This window comes from Shewanella inventionis, from assembly GCF_014641855.1.
In the GTDB taxonomy this organism is placed as follows: Bacteria; Pseudomonadota; Gammaproteobacteria; order Enterobacterales; family Shewanellaceae; genus Shewanella; species Shewanella inventionis.
On record NZ_BMII01000004.1, the window covers coordinates 1 to 20303 of the forward strand.

The window sequence follows — 20303 nt, forward strand, 5'->3', positions numbered from 1 at the left end:
AAATCGTCTTCAGTCAGAGACAAGCTTTAAGAAAGGAGTAAGAGCAAAACAAATGAAAGCCAATCGCAACACCGATTACCTTGAAAAGGTTATTTTTGGCAAGTGAAATTTCATGCTCTTACCCTGGCTTGTACACCGACAATTTAAACCTCACGGTTGAACGTTTTGGTAAAGTGCCCTACATCATCGGCAACATTGCATTATTAAGCGGCTTAACTTTATTGTTTAAATTAGACTTTTTAGAAATACAATGGGTAGGCGCTTTGGCCATTGCCATTATTCTTAGTTGTTTCGTTTACATATTAAAAGATCATTTAAGCAAAGTGTCAGACATTGAACGCTCACCTAAAGCGAACAAAATTGATTTTACCAAGATTGAACTACTAGATTAATACAATAAAAAACAAGGATTGATAATGAACACGAAATTAAAAACACTTGCGCTATTAGGTTTATTTACACTGCCAGCAACAATAATGGCTGATGAATTAACCAGCACAATTAACGCCACCACAGATTACACCTTCAATGGTGTTAGCCAAACAGACAATGGCCCTGCATTACAAGCTAGCCTTGATTATGCATTAGACAGTGGCTGGTACATGGGTGCCTGGGCATCGAATGTTGACTTTGGTAGCGGCGAAGACACCTGGCTTGAGCTGGATTTTTATGTGGGTAAATACATGGAGCTTACCGACAGAGTCTCACTTGATGCCGGTATTGCGTATTACACTTACCACGGTGATGATGCCTCGGATGAATATTACTACCCTGAAATTTACAGCAAATTTGGCTATAGCTCGTCGTTAGGCCAGAGCGAATTAAACTTCTGGTATTCATGGGATTACTTCGGTTTAGATGCGGGCCATTACATTGCGATGGTCGCCCATACTTTTAACATTGCTGAAGGCCATGACATTCGTATCAGTTTTGACCGTTCAACATCAAACGATAAAAATAAGTGGTCATGGGATGGCGATAAGTCTTACAACCATTACCGTGCAGAGTACATGACCAGCTGGGAAGGCTTTGATATCAATGTCGCCGTTGAAGACACCAGCATGGACACCGATTTAAGTGATACACGTGCATTGGTGTCGGTATCTCGCACTTTTACGCTGTAAACTACGCGCAATAACAAAGGCAGAATAACCCAAAAGGTTGTTCTGCTTTTTGATTTTATCCATGTGTCTTAGCGCTTTTTCTGATAAGGTGCGAGCAAAATGCTAATTCGATGGTCTAGAGGACATTATGGAAAAGTACGAACAATTATTAATTTCATTGCGCCGCGTGATCAGAGCGATTGATATTCACTCACGTCAATTAAATAAACTTTCTGGCCTAACGGGCCCACAACTGATGGTGATGAAAAAAATCCATGAGCTTGATGCCCCTTTAGCCAAACAAGTCGCAAAAGAAATCAACTTAAGTGCGGCCACGGTCACGACTATTATCGATCGTCTAGAAAGCCGTCATTTGGTGATCCGAACACGCAGTGAAACTGATAAACGCAAAGTGCATTTATCATTAAGTGACGCTGGTAAAGAATTACTCAGTGGCTCGCCCAAACCACTCCAAGAACATTTTATTAAGCATTATCAAAATCTTGAAGAATGGGAACAAAGCCAGCTTTTATCAGCCGTTGAACGCATCGCTTCAATGATGGACGCCGATGAAATAGATGCATCGCCAGTATTACTGGTTGGCCAAATCCAGCCAGAAGTACCACAGTAAACTGCCCTACTTTATTGTTAAGCATATAGCCTTATACAAAAACGCGAGCTCATGCTCGCGTTTTTTATCTGGTTTATTAGTCTATTACCAGGGAAGCTCTTGACCATTAGAGTGTTTAAATACACCCGTGGTTGCCATGCTTAACCCATCAATCAAGCCAATCAATCGTGAGGCTGACTCAGTGGCAGAAATATCACCGCCGTGGTTCACCATCTCTGTTTGCACATAACCTGGGTGGTAAATGCCCACTGCAATATCTCTTGGGGCTAAATCATGGGCTAATGACATCGACGCTGCATTTAACGCCGCTTTTGACATGCGATAACCATAACGGCCACCCGATGTATTGTCAGTAATTGATCCCATGCGAGAAGTAATCATCGCCACTTTGGCCCCGTTAACTAAATTAGCTTGTAAACTGGCCACAATATGCAAAGGTGCTATAGCGTTAACCTCAAACTGCTCACGTATGGTATCAAGGTTAAGGCGCCCTAGTCTTTCGTCGCGTAAAATACCGGCATTACAAATTAACAAATCAATCTGTACCCCATGTAAACTGTGTTGCATGGTTTCAATACCAGAGGCTTGAGTTACATCTACGCCTTCAATTACCTTAACATTATTGCCTAAGGCCGCTAACTCAACTGACGTCTGTCGACAAAGCGCATAAACAACATGGTTTTGCTGAGCATATATTGTTGTCAGCGCAAGGCCTATGCCTCGGTTTGCCCCAGTGATTACTATTGTTTTCATGATTGTTCCTTAGTTTCAGCCTGTTCAGCAATAATCATTTTGCCTTTAAATACGCCAAACAGCGCAATACAGGCACCAGCAAAAGCAGCAAATGAACACATTAACCGGTAATCACTGTTTTCAAGAAAAAAATTTGTCACACTGAATACGAGCAATATCAGCATACCGATATTTTTTACTTGCATCATTTTAGGCTCAAACATCAGCCAGGTATCGCATTTAGGGCATTGGGCTTCAACACCATGTTTACCTTTGCGAAGCACTTTTAATGCGCGTCTTGCAAATTGACTTTTGCAGTAAGGACATTCCATTTTTGTTCACCTTGATCCACTCTTTGGCAATATGATAGCGCGACCTAACTGTCTGATAAAGTTACAATGCCGTTAAATTGATCATATTAACAATCAAATCTTTACACCTAACTTGAATGCTTGCTCAAATATTATATTGAACACTTGATATTGTTGGTTTATAGTTTGGCCATTGATATACAGATCCAAAAAGAATGTCTACAGTAGATATACTTTTGGGGTCATGCAGGAATGGAAGAGCCTATGAACTATTCGATTGGTTTTGATGTGTATGGCACGTTAGTCGACCCTGTTGATATGGGGCTACATCTTGAAAATCTTATTGGCGACAAAGCCGCAGAATTTGGCCAGTTATGGCACGATAAAAAAGTAGAATATGCCTTTAGACGCGCATTAATGCAACAATATGCTGACTTTACGGTTTGCACTCAACAGGCGCTACAATATTGTTTAAATGTATATCAGCTATCTTTATCATCTACAGAACAGCAACAATTAATGGCAAAATTTGCCGAGTTAAGTGCTTTTGATGATGTAATACCAGGACTCATGTCATTGGCAAAACAAGGACATAAACTGGCAGCATTTTCTAATGGCCCTGAAGCCTCAGTACGTAAACTGATGAGCAATGCTCAAGTATTACCTCACTTACATGACGTAATTAGCGTTGACGATTTACACACCTACAAACCCAATCCTGACGTTTATCAGTATTTAATGAGACGAATGCTCGCCGATATGAACTCATGCATGATGGTGTCGGGTAATCCTTGGGATGTGATTGGTGCTAAATCTGCTGGTTTACAAGCTGTGTGGGTTAAAAGAAGCCCAAATAAACTCTTTGATCCATGGGAAATACAACCGGACTTAATTGTGAGTGATTTAGCTGAATTAGCCAAAGTACTCAATGGATAATGGTTACATTTACCACATCGGCTTGAGCATTTAGCAGATACGGCGATAACAACAAACATTTAATACAAATACGGCTTTGCAATGGCTGGCGAAAATTTATCAAAAATGAGGGATTTTATGACTAATCAATATGTTCCACCGAAAGTATGGGTTAATGAGCCAAGCAGCGCTAACAAATGGTCAAACATTAACAAACCGGTTTCGGGTGCAAGGTTCGAAAAATCTTTACCTGTTGGCGAGCATGCTTTGCAACTTTACTCCTTGGGTACACCTAATGGCCAAAAAGTCACTATTTTACTCGAAGAATTATTAGCCCTTGGGGTTAAAGAAGCGGAATATGACGCTTACTTAATTAACATTAGCGAATTAGATCAGTTTTCAACAGGGTTTGTCGCCGTTAACCCAAACTCTAAAATCCCAGCGCTAGTGGATAACTCGGGTGATGAAGCCGTTAATGTGTTTGAGTCAGCATCAATCCTTGTGCATTTAGCTGAAAAATTTGGCCACTTTTTACCAAAATCAGGTCCTGCACGCACGAAAACCTTTAATTGGTTATTTTGGGCACAAGGTTCTGCGCCGTTTCTTGGTGGTGGATTTGGTCACTTTTATGCCTATGCCGATGAAAAACAAGAGTACCCCATTAACCGATTTGCCATGGAAGTAAAACGTCAATTAGACGTATTAGACAAGCAATTAGCCCAAAATACGTTTATTACAGGTGACAGTTATACCATTGCAGACATGGCCATTTGGCCCTGGTATGGCAACCTGGTTTTAGGCAATTTATATAGCGCTGCAGAATTTTTGGAAGTTGAAAGCTATAGCAATGTTATGCGCTGGGCAAAACAACTGCTACAACGCCCTGCGGTACAACGCGGTAAAATTGTTAATACCTCATGGGGTGATATCAATTTAGCAGAGCGCCACAGTGCCGCTGACATTGACGCTGTACTTAACAGTGAAAAATAACCTGTACTAAATACGACTGGTATTTTCAAACTAATAAAAAACCTAGCAATGATTGCTAGGGTCTGTTTTCTTTCAAGGTTATTTTTGCAGCGAATTGTTGGCCATTTCTACAAGGCAGAGACTTTGAGGTGTAGTTATTCTACATAAAAAGTCGATAACGCAGTAAAAATGGCCAACAAACGCTGCCCGAAGGGTTCGGCTAAAAACGTTTTACTCTTTGTTAAATGGATTTTGCTTAGATTGCTAGGCATCAATCCATTCGCCTCGATTAAAACGTTTTTAACTCGAACAAAATTCAACCAGCAAAGAACAACAGACCCTAGGGTTTTTATTGGTTAACGGCTTAACTTGGCTTAAATCACCATGGCTAATTCGGCACCTTGACGAATAGCGCGTTTAGCGTCAAGTTCAGCGGCAACATCAACCCCACCAATAAGGTGAACAGGTAATCCTGTGGCTTTCATTTCGTCAACCAGTTTGGTGTTAGACTCTTGACCAGCACACAACACAACGTTGTCAACTGCAAGCACTTCTGTTTGTTCACCCACTTTTATGTGTAAGCCTTGCTCGTCGAACTTTTCATAACTCACGCCGGTTTTCATTTTCACTTCATGCTGTTTTAGCACGCTGCGATGGATCCAACCTGTGGTTTTACCTAAGCCTTTACCCATTTTACTGGTTTTACGTTGCAGTAAATACACATCGCGACCAGGTTGGTGTTCTGCTTCTTCAGTTAAACCACCTGCATGTTGATATGTTTTATCAATACCCCACTGCTTTAACCATTTGTCGGTTTGCAAACTGGTTGACTCACGCTCACACAAGAAATGCGCCATATCAAAACCAATACCACCGGCACCAATAAGTGCCACGGTTTGGCCAATTTCAACCTGTCCATTAAGCACTTGTTGATAATCAACCACTTTCGGATTATCAAAACCCGGGAGTTTCAGCTCACGTGGAACCACGCCCGACGAAATCACCACTTCATCAAATTTTTCAGTCGCAAGTACTGATGCATCCAATTTGGTGTTTAGGCGTAAATCAACCTTATGCAGATTAATCTGGTTGATAAAATAGCGGATGGTTTCATTAAATTCTTCTTTACCCGGTATTTTACGTGCCAGATTAAATTGGCCGCCAACTTCAGATTTGGCTTCAAACAGCACCACATCATGACCGCGGCTTGCAGCGTATACAGAAAACGCCATGCCAGCAGGCCCTGCGCCCATTACAGCAATGCGTTTTTTATGGGGGGTTGGTGTGAAATTGATTTCGGTTTCATAACAGGCACGTGGATTAACTAAACAGGTTGCCCGCTTCATTGAGAAGGTATGATCTAAACATGCCTGATTACAGCCAATACAGGTATTAATGAGTTCTGGCGTATTGGCAGCGGCTTTATTGACAAAATCAGCATCGGCTAAAAATGGCCGCGCCATTGATACCATGTCGGCTTGTCCAGAAGCAATGATCGACTCAGCTATCTCTGGCGTGTTAATCCGGTTTGTGGCAATTAAAGGAACCTTAACTTCTTTTTTAAGTCTTTCGGTAACCCATGCAAATGCGCCACGTGGCACGCTGGTTGCAATAGTCGGCACTCGAGCCTCATGCCAACCTATACCGGTATTAATGATGCTAACACCGGCTTGTTCTAACCATTTAGCTAACTTAACCACTTCATCCCATGTTGAGCCATTATCGACTAAATCGAGCATCGACAAACGGAACACAATAATAAAGTCTTTACCAACCTTTTCACGAATGGCGTTAACTATTTTTACCGGAAATTGCGCACGATTATCAAAGCTACCACCCCACTCATCAGTGCGTTGGTTTGTTCGAGAACTGATAAATTGGTTAATTAAGTAACCTTCTGAGCCCATGACTTCAACACCGTCATAACCAGCCTTTTTTGCTAATGCAGCGCTGGTTGCATAATCTTTAATTGTGCTACGTACTTGACGGCCAGACATGGCTGATGGTGTAAAAGGCGTAATGGGTGATTTTATTTTGCTCGGCGCTAGGCTAAATGGATGATAACTGTAACGGCCAGCATGCAAAATTTGCATACAGATTTTACCGCCCGCTTCATGCACTGCATCAGTCACGATTTTATGCTTACTCACCTGCCAAGAGAAACTCAATTGACACGCATTAGGCGCTAGGCGTCCGCGTAAATTAGGCGCAATACCACCAGTAACAATTAAACCAACACCGCCTTGAGCACGTTCTTTGTAAAATGCTGCCAGCTTCTCAAATCCGCCTTTTTCTTCTTCTAAGCCTGTGTGCATTGAGCCCATTAACACGCGATTTTTCAGCTGTGTAAAGCCTAGATCTAAAGGTTCTAATAAGTGTGGAAACGACATTCAAACATCCTTTTTAAACAAGTGATTTAAATCAGCATACAACGACATGACAGTTTGCTCAATCATTTAAGCAATCGTTTGTTAAAAACCTTTACAATTCAGTTTCACATTTTATTTGATTTTCAGTTAGGATGACTATATTAGACTGATAAAGGAGTGGCTAATGTCCGCTAAACCCTCGTTTTTAAAAAGGATGTTTTTACTGTTGTGGAATACAGTAAACACGATTCGTAAACTGATTATAAACTTCATTTTCTTTGGTATTTTGGCCATCATCGGGGTGGTATTACTCAGCAGTGACGACGAAATTATTGTCGAAGACCAATCTGCATTAGTACTAAACCTCTCTGGCAGTATTGTTGATCAAAAACATTATGTAGATCCTTTCGAAGCGGCATTAACCCAAGGCCAAGAGAACGATCCTAACGGTGAAATATTATTATCTGACGTGCTTTACAGCATTAATAATGCCACTGAAGATAAGCGCATCACTAGCATAGTATTAGACTTAGCCAATCTGCAAAGTGCTGGGATCAGTAAAATGACCGCCATTGGCGAGGCGCTAAACAAATTTAAAGCGGCTAATAAATCTGTTATTGCCATGGCCAATAATTATGATCAAAACCAATACTTTTTAGCCAGTTTTGCTGACAAAATTTATCTTAATAACAAAGGCATGGTGTCACTTGATGGCTTAAGCCGTTATCGCCTTTATTACAAAGCGGCGTTAGAAAAACTTAAAATTACCACTCATGTTTTCCGTGTGGGTACCTTTAAATCAGCCGTTGAGCCTTTTATTCGTGACGACATGTCTGAAGCTGATAAAGAGGCCAGTAAAGTATTGTTAGGCGATATTTGGCAGAGTTATTCATCTACAGTGGCCAGTAATCGCCAAATCGCACCCGATCAACTCGTGCTAAGTACAGATGCTTACCTTGAGCAGCTAGAACAAGCTGAGGGCGACAGCGCACAAATGGCCCTAAATATGAAATGGGTCGATGAGTTAGTGAGTGCAGAGGCATTTCGCTTAGCCATGATAGAACGTGTGGGTAGCGATAAAGAAGGTAAAAACTATCGCCAGATCAGCTTTAACGACTATCAAAGCGTTATAAAGCCAATGCCTAAATTTATTGAAAATGACTCTGTTGCCGTGATTGTCGCCAAAGGCAATATTTTAAACGGTAAACAAGCTGCAGGTCAGATTGGTGGCGAAAGTACCTCTGAGCTACTAATGAAAGCACGCTTTGACCCTGTGGTGAAAGCGGTCGTATTACGCGTTGACAGCCCTGGCGGCAGTGCATTTGCATCAGAGCAAATTCGTCAAGAAGTGTTAGCACTCAAAGCAGCAGGTAAGCCGGTTGTAGTGAGCATGGGCAGTTTAGCGGCATCTGGTGGTTACTGGATCTCAGCGAGCGCTGATTACATTGTCGCGACACCAACCACGTTAACCGGTTCAATTGGTATTTTTGGTATGTTTGCCACGTTTGAGCAGGCATTGACTCATATCGGCGTAACATCAGATGGTGTGGCAACATCAGACTGGGCTGGTTTATCACCCGCTCGTGAACTCAGACCTCAAGTTGCGGCTGTTATACAACGTCATATTGAGCGCGGATATCATGAGTTTATTTCGTTAGTAGCACAAGAGCGGAATATGACTTTAGAGCAAGTTGATAATATTGCTCAAGGTCGTGTATGGACAGGTAAACGAGCCCTCACGTTAGGATTAGTTGACGAGCTAGGTGATATGAACACCGCGCTGTCTAAAGCTGCTGAGTTGGCTAACATGGATAAATTTGACGTGAAGTTGATTGAACAAGAACTCAGCGCAGAGCAACAACTGATGCAGCAACTATTTAATGCAACGGCTTCGTACATACCAAGCAGCTTTAGCCAAAGCACTGTGGTTGAGAAAATGGTTAAGCAATGGGCGAGTGTTTATGAGGAGTTTTCAAAGTTTGATGACCCAAATAATGCCTATCTATATTGTGAAAATTGCAGCTATTAATCGATGTGTTAATGCTTCAACATTTCACCATAATGAATAATATTCAAAAAAGGCCTGCTTAGCAGGCTTTTTTATTGGGGATCTGCAAATAAACTCGTATAATTTACATTATCTTCATTAACGTTCTCTTTCGAGTGCACACTTCATGACAAAACGTTCAATCTACGTAGCTTATACTGGCGGTACTATCGGTATGCAAAAAACGGCGAATGGCTTTGTGCCTGTTGCGGGTTTTTTAACTGATTGTGTTCAATCTATGCCTGAGTTTTACCACGACGAAATGCCAAGTTTTGTCATCCATGAATATAGCCCCTTGATTGACTCATCGAACATGGCACCTACCGATTGGCAGATGATAGCCAATGATATTCATGCCAATTATGACAAATACGACGGCTTTGTGATTTTGCACGGCACTGACACTATGGCCTATACCGCGTCGGCATTGTCGTTTATGTTACAAGGCTTATCTAAACCGGTTATTGTCACTGGTTCGCAAATTCCTTTAGCGCAACTGCGCTCAGATGGGCAAACCAATTTACTCAATTCGTTATACATTGCAGCCAACTACCCCGTGGCAGAAGTATGCTTGTTTTTTAACAATAAATTGTTTCGTGGTAATCGCTCAACCAAAGCCCATGCAGACGGTTTTGATGCGTTTGCATCGCCTAACTTCCCGCTACTACTTGAAGCTGGGATTAAAATTAATGTCAAAGCAGGCAAAATCAGCTCGCCAACAGCACAACCCTTAGAAGTGGTCACGATTAGCCCACAACCTGTTGGTGTAGTGACCTTGTACCCTGGTATTTCGACCGACATTTTTATGAATATTTTGCAGCAGCCAGTTAAAGCCCTCATTATGCTGACTTTTGGAGTAGGCAATGCCCCGCAAGATAAAAACCTACTCGACACGTTAAAGCAAGCTGACGAGAGAGGCATTGTATTGGTTAATTTAACCCAATGCTTCCAAGGTAAAGTGAATATGGGTGGTTATGCTACAGGCAATGCATTAGCCAAAGCCGGTGTCATTAGCGGTTCAGACATGACCATTGAAGCGGCGTTAGCTAAATTGCATTATTTACTATCAATTGGATTGACACCAAAACAAATAAAAGAACGTATGCAGCAAAATCTAGTGGGCGAACTCACTGAAGGTTAAGTTTAATTTATTGAATTTATTTAATAAAACAAAAAGCGCAAACCACATGGCTTGCGCTTTTGCATTTAATTATTTTCACATACGTTACAAATCAGCTTCTTTAAACTCGGCAATGGCCTCGCCTTTAAACTGCTTTTTCAATTCAGATTTAGACAGTTCATTGATGTTTCCACCAGATGCGATGGTAAAGTGATCAGTTTGATTAAGTTTTCGAGCTTGATACATCATGACAACCTGTAACGTAGATTCACGTTGCTGTTCGGTTAACACGGTACCATCTTCCCATTTGCCAAGTTCAGTTGCAGACAACAAACGTTGGTACACTTCATCTGGCATTTCATCGATGACTTTATTGATATCGTTCATACTGATTTCCGTTTATGTAACACAATTCTAATTCGAGTGATCAAGTAGCCTGTAAACCCTGTCACAAAGCTTGCTATTGCTATGTATAAGGTGACACCTTGAGCAGGCTCGCCGCCCCAAAACCATACAACGACACCCGCGATAAACAAGGTTAAATAGATAAAACTTTGATTCATCAAACTATTTGAACGCTCTATATGACTAATGACAGACAAAGATTGTGTGTTTCCAGTCAGATCAGTTTTACAATGCTGGCATTGCTTAGCCTGACTCGAAATACGTTTCTGACATTTAGGACATGCTACTAACGCCATGTGAACATTTTCCTGCTTAAATTAACTGAATACTACAAGCTATCAACTACAGCTAACATGGCTATAAGTGATGCTTCGCCTAGGTAAATACTGCGCTCTGGTGACCATCCCACAAATGGGTCTGACAAATTGGCATTGTCTTTAAATGGCATTTCTAATGTATTAGATAAACATGAGAAAGTATTAGCAACCCAATTTGAACCCACGGTTAAATTTGCTTTACCTGGCTCGTCTTTATCGTAACCAAACTCAGTTTGGAAGTCTGCACTGGCAATGGTTAAGGCGCTCACAAATTGTTGTTGTAACGCTGCCATTTTATCAGTGTAGTTTGGTACCCCTTCGCATCCTGCTAAAAACACATAAGGTAAACCTTCATCACCGTGAACATCGTAAAATAGATCTACGCCAGTTTGATGCATTTTGTTCACTACATAATACACTTCTGGGCTTTTTTCTAGGCTGGGTGTTTGCCATTCACGGTTTAAGTTTGTGCCCACGGCATTGGTACGTAGGTGTCCACGTGCGCTTCCGTCTGGGTTCATATTAGGTACAACATAAAAATTTGCCTTGTCTAACAATGCCTTAGATGTTGGGCAGTCGCTATCAAGTAATCGGTTTAATAGCCCTTCTACTAACCATTCAGCCATGGTTTCACCCGGATGCTGGCGAGCCGTAATCCAAATGTTTTTCTTGTCTGGGTTACCATCTCCGATGTTAAGCAAGGTCATGTCACGACCATCTAAGGTTAAACCTAAATGCTCTAAACTGACTGCAGGATGAAGCTGGACTTCACTGATAAGATCTAAATGACGTTCATAGCTGTATGGTGCAAAGTAAGCGATTTGTATTGCTTCGCAATCTAATTGTGCTTGGATCGTTAACACGCCATTTTCATATTTTGTTGGTAATCTAAACCACGTCGCGCGGTCGTAACTGGCTACTGCTTGATAGTCTTCCCATCCCTTTGGATAAGATGCGTTACCGGCATTGAGGATATTGAGGGTATATGTTTGACCGACCTCACCTTCTAAACGAAAATTAAACCACTGATAAAATTCATCACCAAAATCTGGACGAATAGCGAGTTGAATGTCGTCGTGTTTGTCGATATTAATGACGTTAATATTGCCACCGTCAAAGTTTGCACTGATCCGCATTAGGACGTTCCTTTAATTAGCTTACGCTTATATTTATCCTGAACTCGGGATAAGGGATGACATTATGCTATTGAAAACAGCATGTTTACCCACATCAATTTCAAACGTGTTATTTGTTTGCTAATAAAACAAATAGACTCACCAATAGTTGAGCTATGGTTAGTCAATTCAGCGTTGTTAACAGGCAAAGGGCTGTTTGAAAGGTGTTTATATACCGTGCTCAAGTTACTTAGGCATTTATATGCCTTATTTTATGCGCCATAGCTTATCAAATGCGGCTATTACTGTGAACCTTTAAAAGCTAAAGCTGTAACCCTGCCCGCGTACGGTATTTATCAATTCACGTGGTAAATTACCTTGTGCAAGCTTACGTCTAGTATTGCTGATATGCATATCAAGATTACGGTCAAATCGGCCTAGTTCTTTGTGTAACACCCGTTGCTGTAATTCTGCTTTGGTTACCACTTTACCTTTATGTTCAAAAAGGTATTTAAACAGGCGATACTCTGTTTGAGTCAACACTAATGACTTATCAACTAAATGGACAGTATAGTCAGTATCATCAAAACTAATTTGCTCGCAGAAGGTATCGTTTAAAGGCGGTTGTGATCGTCGTTTAAGCACATTGAGACGCAGTTGTAACTCACGAACATTCACCGGGTGGCTAAGATAATCATCTGCACCAAGTTCGAGTGCATTAATGCGTTCAAGTTCATTATTGGCATCTGCAATCACGATAACAGGTGTTGGCGCCTTTCTGGCCACTAAAAGCCAAAACGAATCCATTTTGGGGACGGCAAAATCGAGTAAAATGGCGTCTAGAGTTAACGTTTCCATTTTTATCAAGGCATCGAACGCATTATTAACATGATGCACACAATAACCTTGTGCCGTTAATTGATAGAATAGTTTATTAGTTGCAGAGTTTAATTCAATTAATAGGATATGTTTCATACACAAAACCACTTAATGATAACGATTTCTATTTAGATTATCACATCTATTCGTGGCTGACTATGTTGAGATATCACATTAATATTAACTTTTTAAAAAGCAAAAAAATGGCCCGATCGTAATCAGGCCATTTGCAGCAATTGATGGTGATAACAGAATTACTTTTCTGTCATTAATTGCTTAATAAATTTAACTGGTGCACTGCCATAACTTAAAAATGTTTCATGGAATTGCTTTAAGTCAAAATCATCGCCCAGTAGTGCTTTTTGCTGTTCACGAAAATCATAAATTTCACGGTAACCTGCATAATAACTGGTTAACTGAACCTGGCTTAATGTTGCACGGCGCCATTTACCTTCAGCTTCTGCACGTTGCTGAAATGCTTCGTTTTCAAGTAGGCTTATCACCTCTTGCTCACCCATGCCTTTAACCTGAATGCTGTAATCTAGGATGGTGTTACAAATCACTCGTAGGTTCCACTTGTAATACATTAACCACATTTCAGGCTCAAAATTACCGTAGCCCTCTTCTAGCATCATTCGCTCAGTGTAAACCGCCCAGCCTTCAATCATGGCACCATTGCCAAATAAACTTTTCACTAAACTCGGTGACTGGTTTGAATAAACAAGTTGGGTGTAGTGGCCAGGAATAGCCTCGTGAATATTCAGTACTTGTAAAATCCAATGATTGTACTCACGTAAATAGCTTTCGGCTGACTCATCGCTCATGCTATCTAGAGGCGACACGTTATAGTAGGTATTGCCGCCTTGATCATATGGCCCAGGAGCACTGATAGATGCGCCAGCAAACCCACGCATGTATTCTGGGGTTTCACGTACTATTAACGGTTTATTAGGATCTAGCGTGACAAGCTGTTTGTCGTTAACGAACTGAATCAGCTCTGGGATCTGTTGACGCACTTCTGCTACGAAATCTTCGCGCTTAACATGCTTAGCTGATAACACATCAATTAATTGTCGAATGGCCACTTTGTCATCGGTTGGCTTTGGCGTGTTAATGTATTTAGACCAAATTTGTGTGGTAATTTTGGCCATTTCTTGTTGGATTTGGTTTTTGTCTGCGATTGCTTTTTCATATAACTGTTTAGCGGTCATACCCGATTGAATATCAAAAGCAAATTTTTCTTCGTATAAGGTTTCACCAATACGAAAATCACGCGCGCCATCTTTGGTCAGTTTTACTTCAAGCTCACTCAGCCAGTCAATATGTTGAGTAATGGCGGCTTTTGCGGCATCAAATCGTTCGGTAAACAAGGCTTTTTGTTCAGCCGTTAAACCTGAGTCTGCCACTTGCTTTGCTAATGCATCAGATAATACCGAAAACGCACCTTGGTTTTGCATAATGGCAAGTTGCGTGTGTTCTAACGTTGGGTCGCTTATGTTTGCTCTGGCGGCCTCATAATAGGCCGGCACATTTTCAAGGCGCGCAATAACAGAGGTTAATCGCTCATCAAGCGGTGCAAAATCTTCATTAATAATTTGTGCAAAACCTCCAGCAACATTGTAGTTTGATGGATCCCATTGCCAGCTTTTAAAACTGTGTATATCCCATTTCATTGATTCGGCTAAATTACTAAGCAATTTATAGTCAATTTGTTCATTGGGAGACAATGTCAGTGGATCAAACTGGGCTAAGGCGGTTTGCTGTTTGTCGACAAAAGCTAACGTCTTGTCACGGCTTTGTTTGTTGGGGATCTCTAAATATCCATCGTTAACATGTTTACCACTGTAGAGTGCCCATGTTGGCGACAATTGCCAGAGCTCATCAATAAACTGTTGAGAGTATTCACCAAAGTTAACTTTTTCGGCACCTAAAGGTGTGGCAGCCTCTTTTGCCGCTGTGGTTTGTTCAGTTGCGACACTCGCTTGATTGTCACTACAGCCGAGCAAACTTGTAAGCGCAAAAGAAATGGCCAAAGGCAATAATGCTTTCTTCATTTTATGTCCCTAAATTTATCGTTCTTGTTTTTGATTGGTATGCACATAGTTAAGCATGCCCGCTGATTTTTTGCAGCCACTTGACACCTTTTGTGACACAAAAAATGCCTTTAAGAGCAGGCAATGCTGAAGCGTCACTGGGCACGCCTTAATTCATCATGATATGACAATAAAAGGTGTGGACCTAAGGCCTGCTAAGTTAATGGTAGAAGATGTGTGCCAGACTATGCAGCTAGAAACAAGCATGGCTTAAGCGCATACCGCGCTTAAGTCATGAATAAGATTGTTATAGATTCCAAGGGTTAGGCTTTGGCCCTTTTTTTATGGGTGCTTTTTGTGTTTTTGCTTTTCTAAAATCAGTATTGTCGCCTTTAGATTTACCTACACTTAAGGTTGGCCTTTCATCTTGAGTTTTCGGTTTATTTTGCCTGCTTTTAGGCACGTAATTGAGGATAGACTCAGGCACAGGTTTGCTTGGCTCAAACCCTTCAATCACTTTACGCTCGAGCAAATGCCCTAATCGGCTTTCAATCATACACAGGTTTTTAAAATCATCTTTGGAAACAAACGATATTGCCTCACCACTCGCCCCTGCTCTACCTGTACGTCCAATGCGATGAATGTAATCATCGGCAGGATACGGCAGGTCGTAGTTGATAACCCGGGACAGATCGTCAATATCGATACCACGAGACGCTATGCCTGTTGCGACAAGATACTGAATTTTACCCGATTTAAAATCAGCTAAAATTTGTTCGCGTACTGGCTGGCTGCGGCCACTGTGAATACACTCGGCTTCAATATCGCGCTTTTCTAATTGGCTGACTAGTTTGGCGGCGCCTTGCTTGGTTTCAATAAATATCAGCGCTTGATCCCAGGCTTGGGTTTTGATCAAATGACTTAATAAAGCTGATTTTTTGTCTTTGTCGACCGTTGTGATCCATTGGTCAATCTTGGGAGCAGCGCTTTTATCGGCAATCAAAGAAATTTCAACCGGACGGTGTATGGCCGTTTTAGCCAGAGCGCGCACCTGATTTGATAATGTAGCAGAAAACAACAAGCTTTGGCGATCTGATGGCAGTTTATCGATGATTTTATTGATGTCTTCAATAAAGCCCATGTCTAGCATGCGGTCAGCTTCATCAAGCACTAACACTTCTAGCTCGTCAAAATGCACTGCGCGCTGGGTGTATAAATCCAGTAAACGCCCAGGTGTAGCAACTAAAATATCAACCCCATCAATAAGCGCTTGTTTTTGCGGCTTGTCGTCAACACCGCCATAAACCACAAATGAGGTCACGCCAACATATTTAGCATAGGCAATTATGTTGCTTTGTACTTGTACGGCTAGCTCTCGGGTAGGCGTTAAAATTAGGGCGCGAATACGCTTTTTACGTTCAGCTTGCGTGTCAGCTAAACGCTCTAATATTGGCAGCACAAAACTGGCGGTTTTACCGGTACCGGTTTGCGCGGCGGCAAGCAGGTTTTTACCTTGTAAAATGACCGGAATGGTTTGTTGTTGAATTGGGGTTGGGTTGCTGTAACTCACTTCAGCTAAGGCGTTGACAATAGTGTCACGTAATCCAAGTGTCGAAAATGGCATGAAATGAGTACTCAATATTAAAAAAAATAAACCAAATAAAAGCGTGCGGGTAAGTATAGCATTCACTCACAGGTCAATACACTTGATACCAATCAGCAATCTGTGATCACTTATTTATCCTATTGGTATGAATGACATTGAGAGTGGATAACAGAAATAAAAAAAGACGCCCAAGGACGTCTTTTTTTATATTTGGCGGTGAGCGAGAGATTCGAACTCTCGTTAGGGATTAACCTAAACACACTTTCCAGGCGTGCGCCTTCAGCCACTCAGCCAGCTCACCAATTTTGCGGAGTTAAATACGTTTTGTACATAATTCCAAATATTGCTGTGTTTACTGTGTTGTAGAGCAATTAAAAATCACGTCTACTTAGTGTTCAGTAAACCATCATTACCGCTTATGAATAAAAAAATAACCAGTGGTAATGCTAATCGTGGCGTACTTTACGCAAATGCCGATAGCGGGTCAAGCTAAATCACCCCACTATCAAACGTTTGCACAAATGCTCGACAACTTACGACCATTTCTATCCAATAAGCGTTGGAAATAAGCCCTTTACCCCTGCTGAGATAACTTCAATACCGAGAGACAACATTAATAACCCCATTAAACGAGTAATCACGTTAATGCCGGTTTTGCCCAAAAATTTAAACAGCATTGGCGCCATGCGAAATAATCCCCAGCTCACTAAACCTAAAGTGACAATGGTTAAAAACATCCCGATGAAGTTAACCATTTGGTTGTGCTCAGCCGCAAACACAATCACCGAACTAATGGCACCGGGGCCCGCCATTAAAGGCAACGCTAAGGGCACCACAGCAACAGATTCCATTGCCGATGCTTCACGGTCTTCTTCTTGGTTGCGTTTAACTTCACTGATTTTACCTTGCAACATCGACATTGCGATAATGCAAATCAAGCTACCACCAGCAATGCGAAATGCTGATAGCGAAATACTAAACATGCTTAAAATATGCTGGCCAGCAATCATAGTCACTAATAGGATCACCACCACGGCAAAGTTTGCTACCCGGTTAGTGTGTTCACGCTCTACTGCTGTTTGATGGCTAGTTAAACTCACAAATACAGGCAATAACCCTACCGGATTAATGATCGCTAACAGCCCTAAGAAGAACTTGGTATAAAGCATAAAATCCACTAACTGTACCCTCTTGATATGACCTGAATTAACGCTCGTTTCTGAGCGCGCTAATGTAGCTGAAACCCCCTAGTTTACATAATGAGATTTTTTGTTATTTCAACGCCACTTTGCCCTATAAAATCTAATCCGAATAACAGTAAAGAGTATCATTGGTGAGATCAAAGTGATTTTTATCATCATATTTTTGCGTAATTATATTTCACAATTAACAATCTTGCCGTGTTTATATGGCCTTATTGCACAATGAGCGCTGAACATTTATACAAAGCCGCTTGGTTTTTGATAATTTAGTTAACACATTTGTATGTTTGCAATACAGCTTGCCATTGAGCATAAAACAACCATGATGAAAATTACTAACGTTAAGGTAAGCTGAAGGCAAAAAAAGAGATGCCACCTTAAGTGACATCTCTTATTACTTGGGTCATACCAAGCAAGTGGTTTTTACCTTAACCCGTTAACTCGTCATTACCACTATTTTGCAGTCCAACGGTCCATCCAACCTAATACGTTTTTGTACCATTGCTGTAAGTTGTCTTGATTTAAAATCCAGTGATTTTCGTCTGGAAACACTAACAACTCAGATGGAATACCATTACGCTGCATGTAGGTATATGCCGCTAAACCTTGACCATAAGGTACACGGTAATCTTTTTCACCGTGGATCACTAACATAGGCGTTTTCCAGTTTTCAACATAGTTAACTGGGTTAAACTTCTCATAAAGTGCTTTGTTCTTGTCGTATGAGCCGCCAAACTCATATTCAGGGAACCATAACTCTTCAGTTACATAGTACATTGAGCGCATGTCAAAAAGACCGGCATGGTTAACAAGACACTTGAATCCATCGTTCCATTGGCCCTGGATCCAGTTCATCATGTAACCGCCATATGAGCCACCTAATGCACACGCATTATTCGCATCTAACCAAGGTTGTTGCGCCGTAACGGCTGCTATACCTTTTTTAAGATCTTCAAGTGGCTTGCCGCCCCAATCTTTGCCGATAGAATCGGTAAATGCCTGGCCATAACCGGTAGAACCATGAAAGTCGACCATGACAACACCATAGCCTGCACCAGCCCATAATTGCGCATTCCAGCGACCACTAAAACTGTTGCCAAATGAGCCTTGTGGACCACCATGGACTAAATACGCTATCGGGTATTTTTTACCTTCTTCATAATTAGCTGGCTTAATCCAGTAACCATGAACGGTTTCGTCATTCCAGCCTTTAAAATTAAACTGCTCGTACTCACCAAATTTGATGTTAGCCAGTTTGTCTTTGTTAACATCGGTTAACTTAGTGAGTTGCTCACCTTCTGAAGTGACGCTATAGATATCACCAGGTTCAACAAGAGATGATTTTTGGAAAATCAATTTGTTGTTAGTGACCGCAATTAAACTATTGCTACCTTGATTATAAATAGGACGCACATCACCAAATTGAGTATTCACTTCAAAAATACTGACCTGGCCAACATCTTGCGCAGCAACATATAAAGTACGGCCATCAGCACTAAAACTGATTGAGTGTGGACTACGATCCCACAAAGGTGCGACTTCTTTTTCTTGTCCGGTTACGTTATCTCTTAACATGATACGGTAACGGTCAGCTTCATAGCCTGGTTTTGTCATGGCTAAATAAGCTAGGTAACGACCATCGGCTGAAAACGTAGGTTGTGAGTCCCAAGCTGTGTTGGCTTCTGTTAAGTTTACGGTGTCGCCGCCAGTGACAGGCACTTGCCATAAATCGTAGTTAGTGGTCCAGGCTTGATCGCGACTTGGCGCTTTTGCACTGTACACTACGTATTTACCGTCTGGGGTGAAAGTCACTTCTTCCATACCAGAAAACGGTTTAGGCGGTGTTTCTGTGTCGCGATTGGCGGTCACATTAACGGGGGCGGTAATTTTTTTACCGTTAATTTGCGCAACAAATAAATGATTACGGGCATGGTCTTCCCATGTGTCCCAATGACGCACCATTAACTGCTTGTATTCACGGCCTGATGTTTTACTTTCATCAATGGCGGTGAACTTGTCTTTAGAACAGGCTAAATCAGCACACTCTGGAAACACGCGCATGGTCATGACAACTTGTTTGCCATCTTGGGACAATTTGTAACCATTCACATCGAGAGGTAAATCAGTGACAGCAATGGCTTCACCACCATTAAGGGCTAACTGATATAACTGGCTGCTGCCCGTACGGCTTGCCAGAAAGTAAATTGACTGGCCATCAGCTGAAAAGCTGACATCATGCTCAGTACCTTCTGCTGAGGTCAGCTGTTTGGGTGTGGCATTTTTATTATTTAAATCAAGTAAAAATAGATCTGAACTGGCGTTACCTTGTTCATCGATCACTTTAACGCCATAGACAAGGCTTTTACCGTCGTTTGACACGGCAGCTGAATGCACTTTATTTAAATTGACTAATTGCTGCACATTAAAAGGGGTCGGCTGAGCCGCAAGTGCTGATGTTGCCATTCCTGCGGCAACCAGTGCAAATAATACAGAGGACTTTTTCATTGTTATGGAGTCTCAATTGTTTTTAGTAGTGATTGTGAGCCGTG

At 41.5% G+C, this 20303-nt stretch carries 17 protein-coding genes, 1 tRNA gene and 1 pseudogene; 7 read left to right on the top strand and 12 right to left on the bottom strand.

Annotated features, from left to right (window positions below; all coding sequences use genetic code 11):
- Positions 1–128: 128 nt before the first annotated feature.
- The 3 genes and pseudogenes from IEW93_RS03050 to IEW93_RS03060 all read left to right on the top strand — a co-directional run.
- Positions 129–392 (top strand): annotated as a pseudogene (locus IEW93_RS03050) (BCCT family transporter); the annotation flags it as partial.
- Positions 393–416: 24 nt separating this feature from the next.
- Positions 417–1124 (top strand): TorF family putative porin, encoded by a 708-nt coding sequence (locus tag IEW93_RS03055; RefSeq protein WP_188736814.1) that lies wholly within the window; start codon positions 417–419, stop codon positions 1122–1124.
- Between the two features lie 127 nt (positions 1125–1251).
- On the top strand, positions 1252–1734 hold the full coding sequence (locus tag IEW93_RS03060) for a MarR family winged helix-turn-helix transcriptional regulator (protein WP_188736815.1): 483 nt from the start codon (positions 1252–1254) through the stop codon (positions 1732–1734).
- Between the two features lie 84 nt (positions 1735–1818).
- Here IEW93_RS03060 and IEW93_RS03065 read toward each other — a convergent pair whose 3' ends face one another.
- Both IEW93_RS03065 and IEW93_RS03070 read right to left on the bottom strand, forming a co-directional pair.
- On the bottom strand, positions 1819–2487 hold the full coding sequence (locus IEW93_RS03065; RefSeq protein WP_188736816.1) for an SDR family oxidoreductase: 669 nt from the start codon (positions 2485–2487) through the stop codon (positions 1819–1821).
- Complete coding sequence (locus tag IEW93_RS03070; RefSeq protein WP_188736817.1) at positions 2484–2798, bottom strand: hypothetical protein; 315 nt, start codon at positions 2796–2798, stop codon at positions 2484–2486. Before IEW93_RS03070 ends, IEW93_RS03065 begins: the two co-directional genes overlap by 4 nt.
- Positions 2799–3041: 243 nt before the next feature.
- Between IEW93_RS03070 and IEW93_RS03075 the strand changes: the two genes are divergently transcribed.
- Positions 3042–3713, top strand: a complete 672-nt coding sequence (locus tag IEW93_RS03075; protein ID WP_188736818.1) for a haloacid dehalogenase type II — start codon at positions 3042–3044, stop codon at positions 3711–3713.
- A gap of 117 nt (positions 3714–3830) precedes the next feature.
- A complete protein-coding gene (gene yghU, locus IEW93_RS03080; RefSeq protein WP_188736819.1) occupies positions 3831–4682 on the top strand; it encodes a glutathione-dependent disulfide-bond oxidoreductase in 852 nt (283 codons plus the stop codon).
- A gap of 353 nt (positions 4683–5035) precedes the next feature.
- On the opposite strand, the gene IEW93_RS03085 is transcribed toward yghU, so the two are convergent.
- Positions 5036–7051, bottom strand: coding sequence for an oxidoreductase (locus IEW93_RS03085; RefSeq protein WP_188736820.1), 2016 nt, complete (start codon positions 7049–7051; stop codon positions 5036–5038).
- Positions 7052–7214: 163 nt separating this feature from the next.
- Between IEW93_RS03085 and sppA the strand changes: the two genes are divergently transcribed.
- Positions 7215–9059, top strand: coding sequence for a signal peptide peptidase SppA (sppA, locus tag IEW93_RS03090; RefSeq protein WP_188736821.1), 1845 nt, complete (start codon positions 7215–7217; stop codon positions 9057–9059).
- A 145-nt stretch (positions 9060–9204) separates the two neighbouring features.
- Positions 9205–10218, top strand: a complete 1014-nt coding sequence (ansA, locus tag IEW93_RS03095; protein WP_188736822.1) for an asparaginase — start codon at positions 9205–9207, stop codon at positions 10216–10218.
- Between the two features lie 84 nt (positions 10219–10302).
- Here the strand turns inward: ansA and IEW93_RS03100 are convergent, their stop codons facing one another.
- The 9 genes from IEW93_RS03100 to IEW93_RS03140 form a co-directional block, all read right to left on the bottom strand.
- Positions 10303–10584 carry a YeaC family protein gene (locus tag IEW93_RS03100; RefSeq protein WP_188736823.1) on the bottom strand — a complete coding sequence of 94 codons (282 nt, stop codon included), beginning with the start codon at positions 10582–10584 and terminating at the stop codon, positions 10303–10305.
- The gene (locus IEW93_RS03105) at positions 10581–10898 is read right to left on the bottom strand and encodes a zinc ribbon domain-containing protein (RefSeq protein WP_188736825.1); all 318 of its coding nucleotides are present in this window, start codon (positions 10896–10898) and stop codon (positions 10581–10583) included. Before IEW93_RS03105 ends, IEW93_RS03100 begins: the two co-directional genes overlap by 4 nt.
- A 32-nt stretch (positions 10899–10930) precedes the next feature.
- Positions 10931–12055, bottom strand: a complete 1125-nt coding sequence (locus tag IEW93_RS03110) for a M14 family metallopeptidase (protein ID WP_188736827.1) — start codon at positions 12053–12055, stop codon at positions 10931–10933.
- Positions 12056–12349: 294 nt separating this feature from the next.
- Positions 12350–13009 (bottom strand): response regulator transcription factor, encoded by a 660-nt coding sequence (locus IEW93_RS03115; RefSeq protein ID WP_188736828.1) that lies wholly within the window; start codon positions 13007–13009, stop codon positions 12350–12352.
- Between the two features lie 158 nt (positions 13010–13167).
- Positions 13168–14967 (bottom strand): DUF885 domain-containing protein, encoded by a 1800-nt coding sequence (locus IEW93_RS03120; protein ID WP_188736830.1) that lies wholly within the window; start codon positions 14965–14967, stop codon positions 13168–13170.
- A 286-nt stretch (positions 14968–15253) separates the two neighbouring features.
- Positions 15254–16570 (bottom strand): DEAD/DEAH box helicase, encoded by a 1317-nt coding sequence (locus IEW93_RS03125; RefSeq protein ID WP_188736833.1) that lies wholly within the window; start codon positions 16568–16570, stop codon positions 15254–15256.
- A 193-nt stretch (positions 16571–16763) separates the two neighbouring features.
- Positions 16764–16853 (bottom strand) — tRNA-Ser (locus IEW93_RS03130).
- A gap of 244 nt (positions 16854–17097) precedes the next feature.
- Positions 17098–17730 (bottom strand): YchE family NAAT transporter, encoded by a 633-nt coding sequence (locus tag IEW93_RS03135; RefSeq protein ID WP_188736835.1) that lies wholly within the window; start codon positions 17728–17730, stop codon positions 17098–17100.
- Positions 17731–18207: 477 nt separating this feature from the next.
- The gene (locus IEW93_RS03140) at positions 18208–20259 is read right to left on the bottom strand and encodes a dipeptidyl-peptidase 5 (RefSeq protein WP_188736837.1); all 2052 of its coding nucleotides are present in this window, start codon (positions 20257–20259) and stop codon (positions 18208–18210) included.
- Between the last annotated feature and the right edge of the window lie 44 nt (positions 20260–20303).